16 protein-coding genes are annotated in these 17,135 nt (G+C 68.0%); 6 read left to right on the forward strand and 10 right to left on the reverse strand.

Going from position 1 to position 17,135, the window contains the following annotated elements; all coding sequences use genetic code 11:
* Positions 1 to 5: 5 nt before the first annotated feature.
* From K9D25_RS18465 to K9D25_RS18485, 5 genes are all read right to left on the reverse strand, one after another.
* On the reverse strand, positions 6 to 728 hold the full coding sequence (locus tag K9D25_RS18465; protein WP_244377165.1) for an ABC transporter ATP-binding protein: 723 nt from the start codon (positions 726 to 728) through the stop codon (positions 6 to 8).
* A gap of 2 nt (positions 729 to 730) precedes the next feature.
* Entirely contained in the window at positions 731 to 1,510 is a 780-nt protein-coding gene (locus tag K9D25_RS18470) for an ABC transporter ATP-binding protein (protein ID WP_244377167.1), read from the reverse strand.
* 2 nt (positions 1,511 to 1,512) lie between these two features.
* Positions 1,513 to 2,487 carry a branched-chain amino acid ABC transporter permease gene (locus tag K9D25_RS18475; RefSeq protein ID WP_244377169.1) on the reverse strand — a complete coding sequence of 325 codons (975 nt, stop codon included), beginning with the start codon at positions 2,485 to 2,487 and terminating at the stop codon, positions 1,513 to 1,515.
* 4 nt (positions 2,488 to 2,491) lie between these two features.
* A complete protein-coding gene (locus K9D25_RS18480) occupies positions 2,492 to 3,358 on the reverse strand; it encodes a branched-chain amino acid ABC transporter permease (protein WP_244377171.1) in 867 nt (288 codons plus the stop codon).
* 68 nt (positions 3,359 to 3,426) lie between these two features.
* Entirely contained in the window at positions 3,427 to 4,623 is a 1,197-nt protein-coding gene (locus K9D25_RS18485) for an ABC transporter substrate-binding protein (RefSeq protein ID WP_244377173.1), read from the reverse strand.
* 234 nt (positions 4,624 to 4,857) lie between these two features.
* On the opposite strand from K9D25_RS18485, the gene puuE reads away from it, so the two are divergent.
* From puuE to K9D25_RS18500, 3 genes are read left to right on the forward strand one after another with little or no spacing between them, the layout of a single operon-like run.
* A complete protein-coding gene (puuE, locus tag K9D25_RS18490; RefSeq protein WP_244377175.1) occupies positions 4,858 to 5,778 on the forward strand; it encodes an allantoinase PuuE in 921 nt (306 codons plus the stop codon).
* Positions 5,775 to 7,034 (forward strand): allantoate amidohydrolase, encoded by a 1,260-nt coding sequence (locus K9D25_RS18495; RefSeq protein WP_244377177.1) that lies wholly within the window; start codon positions 5,775 to 5,777, stop codon positions 7,032 to 7,034. Before puuE ends, K9D25_RS18495 begins: the two co-directional genes overlap by 4 nt.
* Before the next feature lie 10 nt (positions 7,035 to 7,044).
* Positions 7,045 to 8,283 (forward strand): M20/M25/M40 family metallo-hydrolase, encoded by a 1,239-nt coding sequence (locus tag K9D25_RS18500; protein WP_244377179.1) that lies wholly within the window; start codon positions 7,045 to 7,047, stop codon positions 8,281 to 8,283.
* A 96-nt stretch (positions 8,284 to 8,379) separates the two neighbouring features.
* On the opposite strand, the gene K9D25_RS18505 is transcribed toward K9D25_RS18500, so the two are convergent.
* The 5 genes from K9D25_RS18505 to K9D25_RS18525 form a co-directional block, all read right to left on the reverse strand.
* The gene (locus K9D25_RS18505) at positions 8,380 to 8,997 is read right to left on the reverse strand and encodes a DJ-1/PfpI family protein (protein ID WP_244377181.1); all 618 of its coding nucleotides are present in this window, start codon (positions 8,995 to 8,997) and stop codon (positions 8,380 to 8,382) included.
* A gap of 54 nt (positions 8,998 to 9,051) precedes the next feature.
* Positions 9,052 to 10,002: a substrate-binding domain-containing protein gene (locus K9D25_RS18510; RefSeq protein ID WP_244377183.1), complete on the reverse strand. Its 951-nt coding sequence runs from the start codon at positions 10,000 to 10,002 to the stop codon at positions 9,052 to 9,054.
* 79 nt (positions 10,003 to 10,081) lie between these two features.
* Positions 10,082 to 11,074, reverse strand: a complete 993-nt coding sequence (locus K9D25_RS18515; RefSeq protein ID WP_244377185.1) for an ABC transporter permease — start codon at positions 11,072 to 11,074, stop codon at positions 10,082 to 10,084.
* Complete coding sequence (locus tag K9D25_RS18520; RefSeq protein WP_244377187.1) at positions 11,075 to 12,646, reverse strand: sugar ABC transporter ATP-binding protein; 1,572 nt, start codon at positions 12,644 to 12,646, stop codon at positions 11,075 to 11,077.
* Positions 12,643 to 13,293, reverse strand: coding sequence for a GntR family transcriptional regulator (locus tag K9D25_RS18525; RefSeq protein WP_279613819.1), 651 nt, complete (start codon positions 13,291 to 13,293; stop codon positions 12,643 to 12,645). Before K9D25_RS18525 ends, K9D25_RS18520 begins: the two co-directional genes overlap by 4 nt.
* A gap of 195 nt (positions 13,294 to 13,488) precedes the next feature.
* Here K9D25_RS18525 and K9D25_RS18530 point away from each other — a divergent pair, with 195 nt between their 5' ends.
* Genes K9D25_RS18530 through K9D25_RS18540 form a run of 3 tightly spaced genes read left to right on the forward strand, consistent with a single transcriptional unit; the run spans position 13,489 to position 17,065 of the window.
* Positions 13,489 to 14,739 carry an iron-containing alcohol dehydrogenase gene (locus tag K9D25_RS18530; protein WP_244450914.1) on the forward strand — a complete coding sequence of 417 codons (1,251 nt, stop codon included), beginning with the start codon at positions 13,489 to 13,491 and terminating at the stop codon, positions 14,737 to 14,739.
* On the forward strand, positions 14,736 to 16,223 hold the full coding sequence (locus K9D25_RS18535) for an NAD-dependent succinate-semialdehyde dehydrogenase (protein ID WP_244377189.1): 1,488 nt from the start codon (positions 14,736 to 14,738) through the stop codon (positions 16,221 to 16,223). The genes K9D25_RS18530 and K9D25_RS18535 overlap by 4 nt, the downstream gene beginning before the upstream one ends.
* Positions 16,224 to 16,237: 14 nt before the next feature.
* Positions 16,238 to 17,065, forward strand: coding sequence for an alpha/beta hydrolase (locus tag K9D25_RS18540; RefSeq protein ID WP_244377191.1), 828 nt, complete (start codon positions 16,238 to 16,240; stop codon positions 17,063 to 17,065).
* The last annotated feature ends 70 nt before the right edge of the window (positions 17,066 to 17,135 follow it).

The raw sequence follows: 17,135 nt of genomic DNA on the forward strand, positions 1-17,135 counted from the left end.
TGATCCTAGATCTCGCCACCGAGATAGAGCTTCTTCACGCGGTCATCGTTCAGCATGTCGGCGGAATCGCCGCTCAGCGCAATGGAACCAATGGTCAACGCATAGGCCCTCTGCGAAATGCGCAGCGCCATGCGCGAGTTCTGCTCCACCAGCAGCACGCTCACCTTGTCGTCGCGGTTGATGGCGACGATGGAGCGGGCAATGTCCTGCACCAGCTTCGGCGCCACGCCGAGCGAGGGCTCGTCCAGCAGCAGCAGGCGCGGGCGGGCCATGAGCGCGCGGCCGATCACCAGCATCTGCTGCTCGCCCCCGCTCATCGTGCCCGCCGCCTGGGAGTAACGCTCCTTCAGCCGGGGGAAGCGCGTCAGCACCATGTCCAGCGATTGCTGGATCTCGCCCTTGGAGGAGCGGGTGAAGGCGCCCATCAGCAGATTGTCGCGCACCGACATCAACGGGAACACCCGCCTCCCCTCCGGCACCATGGAGATGCCGGCGCGCACGATGTCGTCGGAAGCCATGCCGTCGAGCCGCCGGCCATCGAAGGTGATCTGCCCGGAGCGGATTTTGCGCAGGCCGGTGATGGCCCGCAGGATCGAGGACTTGCCGGCGCCGTTGGCGCCGATCAGCGCCACCGTTTCCCCCTCATTTACCGCGAGCGACACGCCCTTCAGCGCATAGACGTGATCGTAATAGAGATGAACGTCGTCGAATGAGAGAAGGCTTGTCATCGCTACATTCCGATCGACTCGTCCTCGACCCCGAGATAGGCGTCGATGACGTTCTGGTTTTCCTGGATGTCCTTCGGCGTGCCCTCGGCGATCTTCTGGCCGAAGTTGAGCACCACGATGCGGTCGGAAATGTTCATGACCGCCGGCATGTCGTGCTCGACGAGCAGGATGGTGACCCCGCGCGCGCGCACCGCCCGCACGATCTCCACCGCGCGCCGCGTCTCGTCATGGTTCATGCCGGCGAAGGGCTCGTCGAGCAGCAGCACCGCCGGGTTGGTGGCGAGGCCGATGGCGATGCCGAGCGCACGCAGATGGCCGTGCGGCAGGTTGCTGGCGATCTCGTTGCGCTGGTGGCCGAGGCCGAGAAAATCGATGATCTCGTCGGCCGAGCGGGCGAAGGCCGCCTCGTCCTCGCGCGCGGTCCGCGTGCCGAAGAAGAAGCCGGCGAGGCCGGTGCGCGCGCGCAGCTGGTGCGCGATGATGATGTTGTCGCGCACGCTCATCGTCTTGAAGATGGTGGTTTCCTGGAAGGTCCGCACCACGCCGAGCCGCGCCACCTTGTGGGGCGACAGGCCGGAAATGCGCTCCCCCCGGAAGCGCACCTCGCCCTCGGTGGGGGTGACGAAGGAGGCGATCTGCTTGAACAGCGTCGACTTGCCCGCCCCGTTCGGCCCGATCACCGAGAGGATCTCGTGCTCCTTCACCCCGAAGGAGATGCCGCTATTGGCGATCAGCCCGCCATAGCGCTTGGTCAGATTGGAGACTTCGAGAATGTAGTCCATGCTCAGGCCCCCTTCTTGCGCGGCAGCCGCAGGCTGAGCAGCCCGTTGGGCAGCACGAGCATCAGCACGATGAGCGCGCTGGAGAAGATGAGAAGCTGGTAGACGCCGGTCTGGAACAGCAGGTCCCAGCCGAAATACAGCGCGAAGGTGCCAAGGATCGGCCCCAGCACGTAGTGCAAGCCGCCGAGGAAGCAGTTCAGCATGAAGTTGACGGAATCCGCGACCGTGAAGCTCGACGGATAGATCGACTGCGAGATCGCCGCGAACATCGCCCCGCCCAGCCCGCCGAGGAAGGACGAGATGGCATAGGCGAGCACGCGAATGGAGGCGATATTGACCCCGATGGAGGAGGCCAGTTCCTCATTCTGCTGCAGCGACAGGCAGATGTGGCCGATGCGCGAATGCACCAGCCGGTACAGCGCGCCGAAGCACAGCACCAGCAGCAGCACGGAGGCGAGGTAGAAGGCGAGGCGCGGATTTTCCAGCGTGGCGAAATCCGGGATCAGCGTCAGGCCGAACAGGCTCACCCCGCCCGGCAGTGGGATGGAGACGATACCCTTGGCGCCATTGGTGATCGGCACGGCGAGCGCGAGAAGCCGCATCACCTCGGTCAGCGTCAGCGTCACCATGGCGAAATACACGCCGCGCAGCCGCAGGATCGGCAGGCCGATCAGCACGCTGGCCAGCGCGCAGACGAGCCCCGCCAGCGGCAGGGTGAGCCAGAAGGACACGCCATAGGCCGTGACCAGCACCGCCGAGACATAACCGCCGAGCAGAGCGAAGGCGCCCTGCCCGATATTGATCCGGCCGATATAGAAGGTGAGCCACACGCCGCCGCTGATGATGGAGAGCAGGGCGACGGAGGTGAGGGTGTAGTAGAGATCGTTGCGGCCCGTGGCCGTGATGAGGGCCGGCACGCCGGCCAGCAGGAACAGGACGAAGGCGGCGGCGAGGAGAAGCTTGGTTGCGTTGTTCACCGGTTCAGCCCCACGGCTTGCCCATCAGCCCGTTCGGGCGAAGGCTCAGGAACACCATCAGCAGCACGAAGATGACGAGGTAGGTCACGTCGCCGAATTCGCGCAGCACGTTGAGGCCGACCGATTCCATCATGCCGAGGATGAACCCGCCGGCGATGGCGCCACCGACGACACCCGCGCCGCCGATCATCACCATGAGGAACGCCTTGATGGAGATCGGCCCGCCAATGCCGGAATTGACGCCGGTAATGGTGACGAGCAGGCCGCCGACGACACCGGCGAGCAGCGCGCCGAGCGCGAAGCCGATCATCGAGTAGCGGTCGACATTCACGCCCATCAGCTGCGCCGCCACGCGGTCCTGCGCCAGCGCCCGCATGGCGCGGCCGGTGCGGCTGTACTGCATATAGGCCATGAAGGAGGCGATCATGGCGATGGCGATCACCCCGACGAGGATGCGGTCATAGGGCATGACCAGGCTGTCGGAGACGAACACGCCGTTAATGATCTTCGGAACGCCGCGCTGCTTCTCGCCGAACAGGATGAGGACGATGGCGTCCATCAGGAAGGCGATCGCCGCGGCGAGCAGCATGGTGCTCTCCTCGCGCGAACTTCGCCGGATCACCGGGCGGAAGAGGAATTTCTCCACCAGCGCGCCGACAATGGCGAGGGTCAGCGCCGAACAGGCCAGCGCGAGCACGAAGGGCAGGCCGAGCTGGCCATAGATCGTGTAGGTGACGAAGCCGCCGAGAACGTACATCTGCCCATGGGCGAAGTTGAGTACGTTCATCAGCGCGAAGATGAGGGTCAGTCCGAGCGCGATCAGCGCATATTGCGCGCCGAGATACAGCCCGTTGGCGATAACCTGTTCCATCCGAGGATCTCCATCGGTGAGAGGCCGGCACGCAGGCGCGCACCGGCCTCAACGGGGGTGAAGGAGCCTCAGTCGACTTCGCCGACGAACAGGGTCTCGAACGCGCCGTCCTTGTACTGTGTCACCACCATCGGCACGGAAAGCTGGCGCTTCTGGCCAAAGGAGGTGGTGCCGACATATTTCAGCGTGCCTTCCTTCACATAGGGATTGGGCGCGCTGAACGTGTCCACGGTCTTCTTGAACTCGGCGACATCGTTGATCGCCTTCGGATTGGCCTTGAGTGTCTCGATGATATAGTCGAGCGCATAGACCTTGGTGTTGGACTCGTCGTTATACTCGCCGAACTTCTTGGTATAGCGGGCGATGAATTCGTCCATCGTCTTGGAGCGGATCGCCGGCGTCGAGGCGCCGCCGACCGAAATGAAGCCGTCGGCCAGTTCGCCCGCGCCTTCCTTCAGCACCGCCGCGTCATGCGCGGTCTCGGTGGAGATGAGGCCGGTATAGCCGAGTTCGCGCGCGGCGCGGATCAGCAGCGGCGCGTTGCCCGGCGAGACACCGGAGAGCACCAGCAGATCAGGCTTCAGCCGGATGATCGGCGTCAGCACCGGGGTGAAGTCGCGGGTGTCGTTGGGATAGGTGTCGTTCTGCGCCACCACCTCAAGGCCCAGCGCCTTGGCCGCCGCCACGCCGCCATCGCGCTGGCTCAGCGGGTCGGACTCATTGGCGGCGATGAACGCCACCTTCTTCACGCCCTTGTTTTCCTTGAGGTATTTGTAGATCGCCGGCGCGGACTGATAGTTGGCGATCATGCCCAGCACGGCGTTGGAGGCCGGCTTGGTGTAAAGCTCCTTGGGGAAGGCATAGGGAAAATAGATGATCCCCTTGGATTCCGCGACCGGCCGCACGGCGGCGGCGCCGTCATTGACATTCGGCCCCACGACATAATGGATGCCCTCCTGCGCCATCTTCTCCATGCCGGCGATGGCGCGCTTGGGGTCCTTCTGGTCGTCGAAGGTGACGATGTTGATCTTGTAGGTGTCGTCGCCAATCTTCACCCCGCCCAGCTCGTTGAGCCAGTCGGCGCGCACCTGCATGGAGCGCACATTCGAGGTGCCCCAGGCGGCGGCGGGGCCGCTGGTGACGCCGACGAAGCCGATCTTCAGCTCCTTTTCGGCGGCGGTGGCGGGGGCGAGGCCGGCCGAAAGGGCGAGGCCGGAAACGGCGGCGAGGGCAGTGCCCATCAGGACAGAGCGGCGCGTGGTCATCGGGGTGTTTCCTCTGTGAACTTGACGCGGGCGGCGACCTTGCTCGGCGCTCTGTTCTCCCGCGTTCTGCGGGCATGAGAGGACACCCCCGCAGGATTGTCAACATTGACGGAGATTTTTGGATACAATATCGTATGCGAAGAAAACGGGAATGAAACGGACGGCCTACGCGCCCCTTGCCAGGCCCCGCAATTGCCGCGATTTTCCATGATCTTGCAGCGCCGGTGACAGAGCATGGCCCACCCCCCGCCCTACCCTCGCGATCTTCTCGGCTATGGCCGCGCGGCGCCCGATCCGCGCTGGCCGGGCGGGGCCCGGGTCGCGGTGCAGTTCGTTGTCAATTACGAGGAAGGTGGCGAGAACTGCCTCCTGCACGGCGACGCCGCCTCCGAGGCCTTTCTCTCCGACGTGCTGGGCGCCCAGCCCTGGCCGGGCCAGCGGCACATGAATGTGGAGAGCATGTATGAATATGGCGCGCGCGCCGGCTTTTGGCGGCTGCGGCGGATTTTCCGCGAACGCGACCTGCCGGTGACGGTCTATGGCGTCGCCACCGCGCTGATGCGCTCGCCGGAGCAGGTGGCGGCGATGAAGGAAGATGGCTGGGAAATCGCCAGCCACGGCCTCAAATGGATCGACTACCGCAACATTCCCGAGACGGAAGAGCGCGCGCATCTGCGCGAGGCCATCCGCCTTCACCGCGAGGTGACGGGCGAGCGCCCGCTCGGCATGTATCTCGGCCGCACCTCGGAAAACACGCAGCGTCTGGTGATGGAGGAAGGCGGCTTCCGCTATTCCTCCGATTCCTACGCCGACGACCTGCCCTATTGGCTGACCGGGCGCGGCGGGCCGCATCTCGTCATTCCCTACACGCTCGACGCCAACGACATGCGTTTCACCAATGCGCAGGGCTTCGCCCATGGCGAGGACTTCTTCGTCTATCTGCGTGACAGCTTCGACCAGCTCTATGAGGAGGGCGCCGACGCCCCGCGCATGATGACGGTCGGCCTGCATTGCCGCCTCGCCGGCCGCCCCGGCCGCGCCCGCGGGCTGGTGCGGTTCCTCGACCATCTCGCGCGCCATGACCGGGTGTGGGTGCCCCGCCGCATCGACATCGCCGAGCACTGGCACCGCGAGCACGCGCCGGTGGCGGCATGAACGACGCCCCCTCCACCCTGCCGCGCGGCGCCGCGCTGATGGCGCGCCTCGACGCGCTCGCCCGCCATTCCGACGAGCCGGGCCGCCTGACCCGGCTCTATCTCTCGCCCGCCCATCACAGCGCGGCGCGGCTCGTTGCCGGCTGGATGCAAGAGGCCGGGATGAGCGTGCATATGGACGCCGTCGGCAATGTCGTCGGCCGCTATGCCGGCCAGAGCGCGGACGCGCCGACGCTGCTGCTGGGCTCGCATATCGACACGGTGCGCGACGCCGGCAAATATGACGGCAATCTCGGCGTGCTCGCCGCCATCCAGGCGGTCGGCGAACTCAACGCGCGCGGCGAACGCCTGCCCGTCGCCCTTGAGGTCCTCGCCTTCGGCGATGAGGAAGGCGTGCGCTTTCCCGTCACCCTCTCCGGCTCCCGCGCCGTCGCCGGCACGCTCGATCCCTCGGTGCTGGACGCCGTCGACGCCGACGGAGTCCGGCTCGGCGACGCGCTGCTCGCCTTCGGTGGCCGCCCCGACGCCCTCGCCAGTGCCCGACATGACCCCAGCACTGTCGCGGGTTATGTCGAAATCCATATCGAGCAGGGCCCGGTGCTGGAGAGCGAGGACCTCGCCGTCGGCGTCGTCACCGCCATCAGCGGCGCCAGCCGCTTCACCATCGACATTGACGGCGAGGCCGGTCATGCCGGCACTGTGCCGATGAACCTGCGCCATGATGCGGTGGCGGCGGCGGCGGAAATCGTGCTCGCGGTGGAGGAACTGGCGCTGCGCACGCCCGATCTCGTCGCCACGGTCGGGTGCTTCACCGCCCTGCCCGGCGCGGTGAATGTGATCGCCGCCGGCGCGCGCCTCACCCTCGACATTCGCAGCCCGCTGGATGCGGTGTGCCGCGCCGCCATCGAGCAACTGTCCCGCCGCTTCGACGCGATTGCCGCCCGGCGCGGCGTCGCGCTCAAAATGGCCTGCTTTTATGAGGCGCCGGCGGTGGCCTGCGACGACGGGCTGCAGGCCCAGCTGCAGCGAGCGGTGGAGCGGCAGAACATCCCGCCTCGTCACCTGCCGAGCGGCGCCGGCCATGACGGGCTCGCCATGGCCGCGCTCTGCCCCGTGGGCATGCTGTTCGTGCGCTGCGCCGGCGGCGTGAGCCACAGCCCCGCTGAATCGATAACCGTCGAGGATGCCGGGACGGCGGTCGCCGTGCTTCTCGATTTTCTCCGCGATTACGCGCCGCCCCGGCGCACAGCCTCCTGACGGGTACCCCATGTCCACGCTTGCCGAACGCCTCACCGACATCATCGACCAGGAACGCGACCGCCAGATCGACTTTCTCGCCGCGATCGTCCGCATGCCCTCGGACAATCCGGCCGGCGACTGCGCGCCGCATGCCGAGGCCACCGCCCGGCTGATCGAGGCGCTTGGCTTCACCGTCGAGCGCCACGCGGTGCCGGAGGAGCTCGTGCGCGCCAATGGCATGGTGTCGGCGACCAATCTGATCGTGCGGCACCGCTTCGGCGATGGCCCGGTGGTGGCGCTGAACGCCCATGGCGATGTGGTGCCGCCCGGCGAGGGCTGGACCCATGACCCCTATGGCGCCGAGATCGTCGATGGCTGGATGTATGGGCGCGGCGTCGCCGTCTCGAAATCCGACTTCGCCACCTATCTCTGGGCGCTGATCGCGCTGAAACAGAGCGGCGCGGCGCTGGGCGGCACGGTGGAACTGCACTTCACCTATGACGAGGAAGCCGGCGGCGAGATCGGGCCGGGCTGGCTGCTGCGCGAGGGGCTGAGCCGGCCGGACTACGCCCTTTCCGCCGGCTTCTCCTATGGCGTGGTCAACGCCCATAATGGCTGCCTGCATCTGGAAGTCGAAGTGAATGGCCGCTCGGCCCATGCCGCCAAGCCCTTCACCGGCATCGACGCGCTGGAAGCGGCCAATCATGTGCTGAGCGCGCTGTATGCCTGGCGCAAGGGGCTGGCCGCGCGCGTCTCGGCCATTACCGGCATTGGCAGCCCGCAAATGACGGTGGGGCTGATCCGTGGCGGCATCAACACCAATGTCGTGCCCGACCGCATCACCTTCCGCCTCGACCGGCGGATGATCCCGGAAGAGAACCCGGTGGAAGTGGAGGCGGAACTGCGCGCGGTGATCGCGGCGGCGGCGCAGGACTTTCCCGAGGCGCGCGTCGAGGTGCGCCGCATCCTGCTCGCCACCCCGCTCACCCCCACCCCGGCGTCCGAGCGGCTGAGCGAGATGCTGTGCCGCCATGCCAGCGTGGTGATGGGGGAGACGATCAAGGCCGTCGGCGTACCGCTCTACACCGACGCCCGGCTCTATGCGGCGGCCGGCGTGCCGACCGTGCTCTATGGCGCCGGCCCGCGCTCCATCGAGGAGGCCAACGCCCACCGCGCCGATGAGCGCCTGCCGCTGGCCGATCTGACGCGCGCCACCAAGGTCGTCGCGCGGACGCTGGCGGATGTGCTCGGCGGCGACCTCAGCTAAGCAGACGCGCCGGTCCGCCCTCACCCGCCCCCAAGGCGGCCCGGCGCGCCGTCTCCCGGCCGGACAGGCCGGGAGAGCTTCACGCGACAGGGCGCGTCAGGCCGCGCGGCTGGCGGCGGGCACGGTGTCGGCGTGGCGGATTTCGGTGCCCAGCACCTTCAGGCATTCGCGCATGAAGGCAGCGAGCGCCGTCCACCCCTTGGCCGAAACCATATTGCCATCGACCAGCGCCTCGGTCGGGGAGAGATCGACATAGGTGCCGCCGGCTAGGCGCACTTCCGGCTCGCAGGCGCCGAGCGCGCCGACCCGCTTGCCCGTCACCACCCCGTCCACGGCGATGAGGATCTGCACGCCGTGGCAGATGGTGAAGATCGGCTTTCCGGTCTCGTGGAAGTGGCGGACCATGGCCTGGATGCGCTTGTCGGTGCGGATATATTCCGGCCCGCGCCCGCCGGCGCAGTAGACGGCGTCATACTCCTCCAGCTTCACCTCGGAGAAGGTCTTGTTGATGTCGGCGAGGTGGCCGTAGCGCTCGATATAGGTCTGGTGGCCCTCGAAATCGTGCAGCGAAGTCTGGATCTTGTCGCCGGCCTTCTTGTCCGGGCAGACGACGTGAACGGTGTGGCCGACGGCTTCCATTCCCTGCTGGAACACGAAAATCTCGTATTCCTCGGTGAACTCGCCGGTGAGCATCAGGATTTTCTTACCCGCCATGGTCGTTTCCTCAGCTGTTGTTGTGGTTTTATGAATCTGACGTAGCCCTGCGCCTCAGAAAGGCGAGTCCGGGAAATAATACTCGTCCGCGTTCTCCTTGGTGATCAGCGGCGCATCGAGCTTCAGCGATCCGCGCACCGGGGCGTGGCCGGCGAAATGCGCGGCGGTCAGGTAGATCGCGGTCTTGATCATGGACGGCGGATAGGGCGTCTCCACCGGCGTCACCGCATCGCCCGCCTTCACCTTCTCGATGATCTCCTTCATGCCGTTGCCGCCGAGCGCGAATTTGATCTCCTTGCGGCCGGACTGCTTGATCGCCTCCAGCACGCCGAGCAGCATGTCGTCGTCATTGGCCCACACCGCGTCGATCTGCGGGTATTTGGCGAGGTAGTCCTGCATCAGCTTGAACGCCTCGTCGCTGTTCCAGTTGGCGTATTGGATGTCGAGGATCTTCATCTGCGTGCCGGCGATGCCGTCCTGGAAGCCCTTGATGCGCTCGTCGTCGATCACGGTCGGGATGCCGCGCAGCACGACGAGGTTGCCCTTGCCGCCCATCTTCTCCACCAGGAACTTCGCGGTGTTGTAGCCGACCGCGATGTTGTCGCCGGCGACATAGAGATCCTGGATCTTCGGATCGTTCAGCCCGCGATCGACCACGGTGATGAAGCTGCCCTTGTCCTTGATCGCCTTCACCGGCGTGGTCAGTTCCTCCGACGTGTGCGGCAGGATGACCAGCGCGTCGAGCTTGCGCGTCGCCGACAGGTCCTCGATGGCGCTCACCTGCGCGCTGGCCGAGGGCGAGGTCTTCACGATCACCTCGATGCCCGGGAAGGCCTTGTTGATTTCCTTGGCGGCGGCATTCGCGTGGTAGACGACGCCGGCGGTCCAGCCATGGTCGGCGGCGGGAATGGAGACGGCGATGGTCTTCTTCTCGGCGGCGAGGGCGGGGCCGGCGGCCAGCAGCGCCGTCGTCACGCCGGCGGCGATCAGGGCATTTTTCAGCATTGTTTCCTCCATGGTGCGGCAGTCTTGATTGATCGCGGCCCGTCGCGGCTGCCTCGCGCGGGGCGGTTTTTCGGGTCCGCTACCTCTTCGACATGCGCTGGATCAGCATGGCGATGATGATGATCACCCCCTGCACGGCGGCGACGAGGTACTCGGAGACGAAGTCGGACAGGACCATCAGATTGGCGATGAATTCGAGGATCACCGCACCGGCGACCGTGCCCCACACCCGCCCGCGCCCGCCGCGCAGCGCGGTGCCGCCAATGACGACGGCGGTGATGACCTGCAATTCCCACAGCACGCCGGTGGTCGGCGTCGCCGCCCCGAGGCGCGGCACGTAGCAGATGGCGGCGATGGCGACGCAGGCGCCCTGAATGACGAAGGCCATCGTGCGCACCCGCGCCACCGAGATACCGGAATAGCGCGCCACGTCCTCATTCGCCCCGACGGCGACGCAGCGCCGGCCGTAGCGGGTGCGGTAGAGCACATAGGCGGCGATGAGCGCCACGGCGAGCGAGACCAGGATCGGGATCGGCACGCCGAGCACATCGCCGAAATAGACCGGCCGATAGGCCTCGCGCAGGCTGCGGTCGATCGCCACCGTGCCGCCATCGGTCATATAGGTGATGAGCGCGCGGAAAATGCCCATCGTGCCGAGCGTGGCGATGAAGGGCTCGATGCGGCCAAGCGTGACGATGGTGCCGTTGAGCAGGCCGCAGGCCAGCCCCGTCACCAGCGCCACCGCCATGCCGAGCGGGATCGCCGCCGTGCCGACGCTCGGTGCCGCCCAGTTCATGAACAGGATCATCACCCCGGTGATGAAGGCCGCCATCGAGCCGACGGAAAGGTCGAGCCCGCCCGAGGCGATGACGAAGGTGGCGCCGATGGCGATGATGGCGATGAAGGCGCTGCGGGTGACGACATTGGCAATGTTGTTGGCCGACAGGAAGTCGGGATTGATGAGGAATCCGATCAGCACCAGCGCGGCCAGCGCCAGGAAGGGGCCCGCATCGCCCCAGCCGATCGACCAGCCATGCGAGGCGCGCGGGGGCGCGGCGGCCAGGTCAGCCATCTATGTTCCTCCCAGATATTGTTCATTGGCCGCGCTGCTGGTGGCGCAGAGCGCGACATTGCTTTCGGTCATGGCCTCGCCGGCGAGTTCGCCATTGATCCGGCCGGCGCGCATCACGAGGATGCGGTCGCACAGCCCGATCAGCTCCTGCATTTCCGAGGAGATGACGATGCAGGAGCGCCCCTCGCGCACCAGCGACTGGATGAAGGCGTAGATCTGGCTCTTATTGGCGATGTCGATGCCGCGCGTCGGCTCGTCGATGATCAGCACCGTCGGCTCGTTGAGCATCACCTTGGCGAGCAAGAGCTTCTGCTGGTTGCCGCCGGAGAGCTGGCCGGCCTTCGCCTCGCGGCTGCGCAGGCGGATGTCGTAACCCGTCACCGCGCGGTCGAGCAGCCGGGCTTCGCCGGCAAGGTCGAGCCCGGCGGCCGGGTGCACCCGGTCGAGCGCGGCGAGGGTGAGGTTCGGCGCCAGCTTCTCGTCCAGCAGCAGGCCCTTGCCCTTGCGATCCTCGGTGAGATAGCCGACGCCCCGCGCCGCCGCCTGGGCCGGTGAATGGAAGTGCACCGGCTCGCCATGCAGCCGCACGGCGCTGAAGGTCGCGGGCCGCAGGCCGAGCAGGCCCTCGAACAATTCGGTACGGCCAGCGCCGATCATGCCGGCAAGGCCGAGGATTTCCCCCTCGCGCAGGCTCAGCGACACATCCGCCACGAAGCCGGGGACATGGGCGTTCTCGATCTCCAGCGCGGGCGCGGCGTCCGCAGCGGCGAGCCGTGCCGGGTCCTGCCGCGCGGGATAGAGGCTGGAAAACTCGCGCCCGACCATCAGGCTCGCCATGCGCTGCGGCGTCAGGCCCTGCGCGTCATAGGTGCCGACCATGCGGCCGTCGCGCAGCACCGTCACCCGGTCGGCGAGCCGCTCCACCTCGTCCAGCCGGTGGCTGATATAGAGAATGGCGACGCCGCGCGCCCGCAGCTCGGCAATGATGTCGAGCAGCGGATCGACCTCGTCATGGGTCAGCACGGCGGTCGGCTCGTCGAAGATGACGACGCGCTGGGTGCCGAGCAGAGCCTTGGCGATCTGCACCAATTGCCGGTTGGCGAGCGAGATGTCGCGCACCAGAGCGGTCGGCGACACCTTGCAGCCGATCTCCGCCAGCTGCGCCGCCGCCGTCGCACGCATGGCGCGCTCGTCCAGCCGGCCGAAACGGGCGATCTCGCGGCCGATGAAGATGTTCTCGGTGACGGTGAGCGCGTCGGCGAGCAGAATTTCCTGATGCACCAGCGCGATGCCGGCGGCCTGCGCTTCCTTCGGCGCGTGGAAGGCGACCGGCGCGCCGTCGAGGAACAGCGTCCCCTCGCTGGGCTTCAGATAGCCGGAGAGCAGCCGCATCAGCGTCGACTTGCCGGCGCCGTTCTCGCCGATGACGGCGTGAATCTCGCCGGCGCGCAGGTCGAGCGAGACATCGGAGAGCACCCGCACCCCGCTGAATTCCTTGGCGAGGTGTTCGGCGCGCAGCACCGGCGCCGCCGCCGTCTCGGCCGGCGCGAGGGTGAGCGGCGCGGCGGTCATAGGTCGAACGCCGGCAGCAGCCGGTCGCGCGAGCGCTCGATATGCAGGCGCATCGCCTGCCGGGCAGCCTCGGGATCGCGCGCCGCGAAGGCCGCGAGGATCGCCGCGTGCTCATCCAGCGCCTCCTCGGTGACGCGGGCGTGGAACATCAGGCGGAAGATGTGGAAGTGGGTGTGCTGGTGGGCCAGCGTCTCGCGGATCAGCGCGTTGCCGGCGACCTCCAGAATGCGGTCATGGAACAGCGCGTCCTGCCGGGCGAATTGCGAATAGCGCGCCCGATCGTCGGCGCCGCCCTCGCGCGACATCACCCCGGCGGCCTCCGTCAGTTCCGCCAGCGCCTCCTCGGTCATGACCGCCGCCGCGCGGCTGGCGGCGTCCGGCTCCAGCAGCAGACGCAGTTCGTACAGCTCGTTGAAGCGGGTGCGGGTGATCTGCGGCGCGGCGCTGTAGCCGACGAGGTGGGTTTTCACCACCAGCCCCTCGCCTTCCAGCCGGCCGAGCGCCTCGCGGATCGGCGTCTGCGACACGGCGAGCTCGCGCACCAGATTATCGACCGTGATGCGCGAGCCCGGCGGGATCTTCAACGCCATCAGCCGGGCGAGAATGGCCTCATAGACCTCCTCGGCAAGACCGGCATTGCGCTGGATGGCCTGCGAACCGTCACGCGGCGCGGCGGAGAGAGCGGAAGTGGCGAGAGCTTTCGGACTGCGCACGGTTTTGCCCCTTGACAATGATCCAGAGCTAGCATGATCCTCTGCCGCATTCAATACGATATCCTATACGATTTCGTGTAGTGCGCACCGGCAGGCTGAAATGCCGAGCCTTTTCAGATGGATAAAGCCGTGACCTCCTTCGCCGCCCTTCGGCTCCCAAGCGAAATCCTGTTCGGCAAGGGCCAGCGCCACGCTTTGCCCGCCGTCGCCCGCCGCCTCGGCACCCGGGCGCTGATCTGCACCGATGAGCGCCTGTCCGCCTCCCCCGAACTCGCGCAGATGATCGCCGGGCTGGAACAGGCCGGGCTGACGGTGCGGGTCGATGACCGCGTGCTGCCGGACGTGCCGCGCGACAGCGCGGCGGAATGCGCCGAGGCCGCGCGGGCCTTCGCGCCCGATCTGGTGATCGGCATTGGCGGCGGGAGTTGCCTCGACATGGCCAAATGCGCCGCGCTGCTCCTCAGTCATGGCGGGCGGCTGCCGGACTATTACGGGGAGTTCAAGGTTCCCGGCCCGGTGCTGCCGATCATCGCGGTGCCGACCACCGCCGGCACCGGCTCGGAGGCGACGCCGGTGGCGGTGATCTCCGATCCCGACCGCACGCTGAAGGTCGGCATTTCCAGCCCGCACCTCCTGCCGCGCGTGGCGATCTGCGATCCCGACCTCACCCTCACCTGCCCGCCCGCCCTCACCGCCATTGCCGGGGCGGATGCGCTCACCCACGCCATCGAGGCGTTCACCGCCGGGCGCCGGACACCATCGCCGGAACTCGCGCAGCGCCATGTGTTCATCGGCAAGAGCGCGCTCACCGATCACTTCGCCCTCTTCGCCATAAGCCTGCTCGGCCGCAGCCTGGAACGCGCGTGCCGCGACGGCGCGGATGAGGAGGCACGGGCCGATGTGATGCTGGCCGCGCTCGCCGCCGGTTGCGCTTTCGGCACCGCCGGCACCGCCGCCGCCCACGCCATCCAGTACCCGGTCGGCGCCCTCACCCACACCGCGCACGGGCTCGGCGTCGCCACGCTGCTGCCCTATGTGATGCGCTTCAACCGCGACGCTGCCGAGGGCGAGCTGGCGGACATCGCCCTCGCGCTGGGCCTCTCCGCCGAGGGGCGCTCCCGTGCCGCGCTGGCGCAGGCGGCCATCGACGAGGTGGCGCGCCTCCTCGCCGCCATCGGCATCTGCCCTGATCTCGCCGGTCTCGGCCTCACCCGCGACCAGCTCGCCTGGACCGGCGAGCAGGCGCTCGCCATCGAGCGGCTGATCCGCAACAATCCCCGCACCATCGCCGCCCCGGAGATGGCCCGCCTGCTGGACGCCGCCTATGCCGGCGACCTCGCGGCCGCGGCCGTCGCCCTCGAACAGGAAGTCCTGCCATGAACATCGCCACCGCCCCGCTCGCCGCCGGCGCTGCCCCTCATATCGCGCCGGCCGATGGCGCGCGCGGGCTCTATATTGGCGGGCACTGGTCGTGGCCGGAGGCTTGCGCGCGCATCCCTGTCATCGATCCCTCGAACGGTGGGGTGCTCGCCGAGGTGCCGGATGCCGGCGTCCCCGAGGCGATGGCGGCGGTCGACGCCGCCGCGGCCGCCGCCCCCGCCTGGCGCGCGACCCCGCCGCGCCGCCGCTCGGAAATCCTGCGCCGCTGCTTCGAGCTGATGACCGCCCGGGCCGAGGATCTCGCCCGGCTGATTTCGCTGGAAAACGGCAAGGCGCTGCGCGATGCGCGCGGCGAGCTCGCCTATGCCGCCGAATTCTTCCGCTGGAACGCCGAGGAGGCCGTGCGCATCAGCGGCGATTTCGCGCTCTCCCCCGCCGGCGGCAACCACATCATCGTCGAATATGAGCCGATCGGCATCTGCGTGCTCATCACCCCGTGGAACTTCCCCGCCGCCATGGCGACACGCAAGATCGCCCCGGCGCTGGCGGCGGGCTGCACGGTGGTGCTGAAGCCGGCGAGCGAGACCCCGCTCACCGCCTACGCCCTCGCCGCGCTCTATGAGGAAGCCGGCGTGCCGACCGGCGTGGTCAATGTGCTCACCACCTCCACGCCCGGCCCGGTCACCGCCGCGATGCTCGGCGACCCGCGTGTGCGCAAGCTCTCCTTCACCGGCTCCACCCCGGTGGGCCGCGCGCTGCTGGCCGAGGCGGCGAATAACGTCATCAGCTGCTCGATGGAGCTGGGCGGCAATGCCCCGCTGCTGGTGTTCGACGATGCCGATCTCGATGTGGCTCTGGAAGGCGCGATGCTCGCCAAGATGCGCAATGCGGGCGAAGCCTGCACCGCCGCCAATCGCATCTATGTGCAGGCCGGGCTTTATGACCGCTTCGCCGAAGAACTCACCCGCCGCATGGCCGCGCTCAAGGTCGGCCCCGGCGTGGATACCGCCACCGAATGCGGGCCGATGATCACCGGCAAGGCGGTGGACAAGATCGAGCGGCTGGTGGAAGACGCGCTCGCCCGTGGGGCGCGGCTTCTGTGCGGCGGCGCGCGCCCGCAGGGGCCGGGGCATTTCTACCCGCCGACCGTTCTCGTCGATGTGCCCGCCGACGCGGCCATGGGCTGCGAGGAGATTTTCGGCCCCGTCGCCGCGCTGAGCCGCTTCGAGACCGAGGACGAGGCGGTGGCGCTGGCCAATGCCACGGAATACGGCCTCGCCGCCTATGTCTTCACCCGCGATCTCGCGCGCGGCCTGCGCGTGTCGCGGCGGATCGAGACCGGCATGGTCGGGCTCAATCGCGGCCTCGTCTCCGATCCCGCCGCGCCCTTCGGCGGCACCAAGCAGTCCGGCCTCGGCCGCGAGGGCGGGCATCACGGCGTGATGGAGTTTCTGGAGGCGAAATACATCGCCACCGGGCTGTGAGCCCGGCCGCGCTGATGGTCGACACGCCCGATCCGTTCCGCACCCGCGACCATGTGCCGGATTTCGACCGGCACGTGGCGGATTACGCCGCCCGCAGCGCCGCCACCCGCGCCCGCCTGCCGATGCGCGCCGGCATCGCCTATGGGCCGACGCCAGCGGAACGGCTCGACCTGTTCTTCCCGCCACCCGGCGCCGCGACGGGCGCGGTGCACATCTTCATCCATGGCGGCTATTGGCGGATGTTCGCCAAGGAGGATTTCTCCTTCGTCGCCGATACCGTCACGCAGGCGGGGGCGATCGCCGTCATCGTCGATTATGCGCTGATGCCGGCGGTGCGGATGGAGACCCTCATTGCCCAGCTGCGGCGGGCCTGCGGCTGGGTGATCGGCCATATCGGCGAATTTGGCGGCGATCCCGCGCGCCTGACCCTGTCCGGCCATTCGGCGGGGGGCCATCTCGGCGCGCTGATGCTCGCCGATCCTGCCTTCGCGGGTGCGATCAACGGCGCCCTGCTGCTCAGCGGGCTCTACGATCTCGCGCCGCTGCAAGGCTCCTTTCTCAAGGAGCTGATCGCCCTCACCGATGAAGAGGTCGCGCATTACAGCCCGCTGCGCCACGCCTATGGCCCAGGCGGGCGGGTGTCGTTGCTGGTGGGGGAGCGTGAGACCGCGCCGTTCCGCGCCCAGTCCGCCGCCTTCGCCCGGCATCTCACGCAGGCCGGCGTCGATGTGGAGGCCACCACCGTCGCGGGGGCGGACCATATGAGCCTGGTCGCCGATCTCGGCACCCGCGGCACGGAGACCGCGCTCAAGCTCGCCCGCCTGCTCGCCCCCGCGCCGTGAGAATCAGGCCCGCGCGCCACGCGCTGCCGGAGTTGGGCGTGACGGGCCGACACCCGAACGCCCGCCGCTT

The organism is Ancylobacter polymorphus, from assembly GCF_022836935.1.
GTDB classification, from domain to species: domain Bacteria; phylum Pseudomonadota; class Alphaproteobacteria; order Rhizobiales; family Xanthobacteraceae; genus Ancylobacter; species Ancylobacter polymorphus_A.

What these genes read in the sequence shown, in the direction of transcription:
- K9D25_RS18495 (WP_244377177.1), top strand. Translation starts at nt 5,775, where the DNA reads ATGAACGACGCCCCCTCCACCCTGCCGCGCGGCGCCGCGCTGATGGCG.
- K9D25_RS18500 (WP_244377179.1), top strand. Translation starts at nt 7,045, where the DNA reads ATGTCCACGCTTGCCGAACGCCTCACCGACATCATCGACCAGGAACGC.
- K9D25_RS18515 (WP_244377185.1), bottom strand. Translation starts at nt 11,074, where the DNA reads ATGGCTGACCTGGCCGCCGCGCCCCCGCGCGCCTCGCATGGCTGGTCG.
- K9D25_RS18510 (WP_244377183.1), bottom strand. Translation starts at nt 10,002, where the DNA reads ATGCTGAAAAATGCCCTGATCGCCGCCGGCGTGACGACGGCGCTGCTG.
- K9D25_RS18535 (WP_244377189.1), top strand. Translation starts at nt 14,736, where the DNA reads ATGAACATCGCCACCGCCCCGCTCGCCGCCGGCGCTGCCCCTCATATC.
- K9D25_RS18480 (WP_244377171.1), bottom strand. Translation starts at nt 3,358, where the DNA reads ATGGAACAGGTTATCGCCAACGGGCTGTATCTCGGCGCGCAATATGCG.
- puuE (WP_244377175.1), top strand. Translation starts at nt 4,858, where the DNA reads ATGGCCCACCCCCCGCCCTACCCTCGCGATCTTCTCGGCTATGGCCGC.
- K9D25_RS18505 (WP_244377181.1), bottom strand. Translation starts at nt 8,997, where the DNA reads ATGGCGGGTAAGAAAATCCTGATGCTCACCGGCGAGTTCACCGAGGAA.
- K9D25_RS18470 (WP_244377167.1), bottom strand. Translation starts at nt 1,510, where the DNA reads ATGGACTACATTCTCGAAGTCTCCAATCTGACCAAGCGCTATGGCGGG.
- K9D25_RS18465 (WP_244377165.1), bottom strand. Translation starts at nt 728, where the DNA reads ATGACAAGCCTTCTCTCATTCGACGACGTTCATCTCTATTACGATCAC.
- K9D25_RS18540 (WP_244377191.1), top strand. Translation starts at nt 16,238, where the DNA reads ATGGTCGACACGCCCGATCCGTTCCGCACCCGCGACCATGTGCCGGAT.
- K9D25_RS18520 (WP_244377187.1), bottom strand. Translation starts at nt 12,646, where the DNA reads ATGACCGCCGCGCCGCTCACCCTCGCGCCGGCCGAGACGGCGGCGGCG.
- K9D25_RS18485 (WP_244377173.1), bottom strand. Translation starts at nt 4,623, where the DNA reads ATGACCACGCGCCGCTCTGTCCTGATGGGCACTGCCCTCGCCGCCGTT.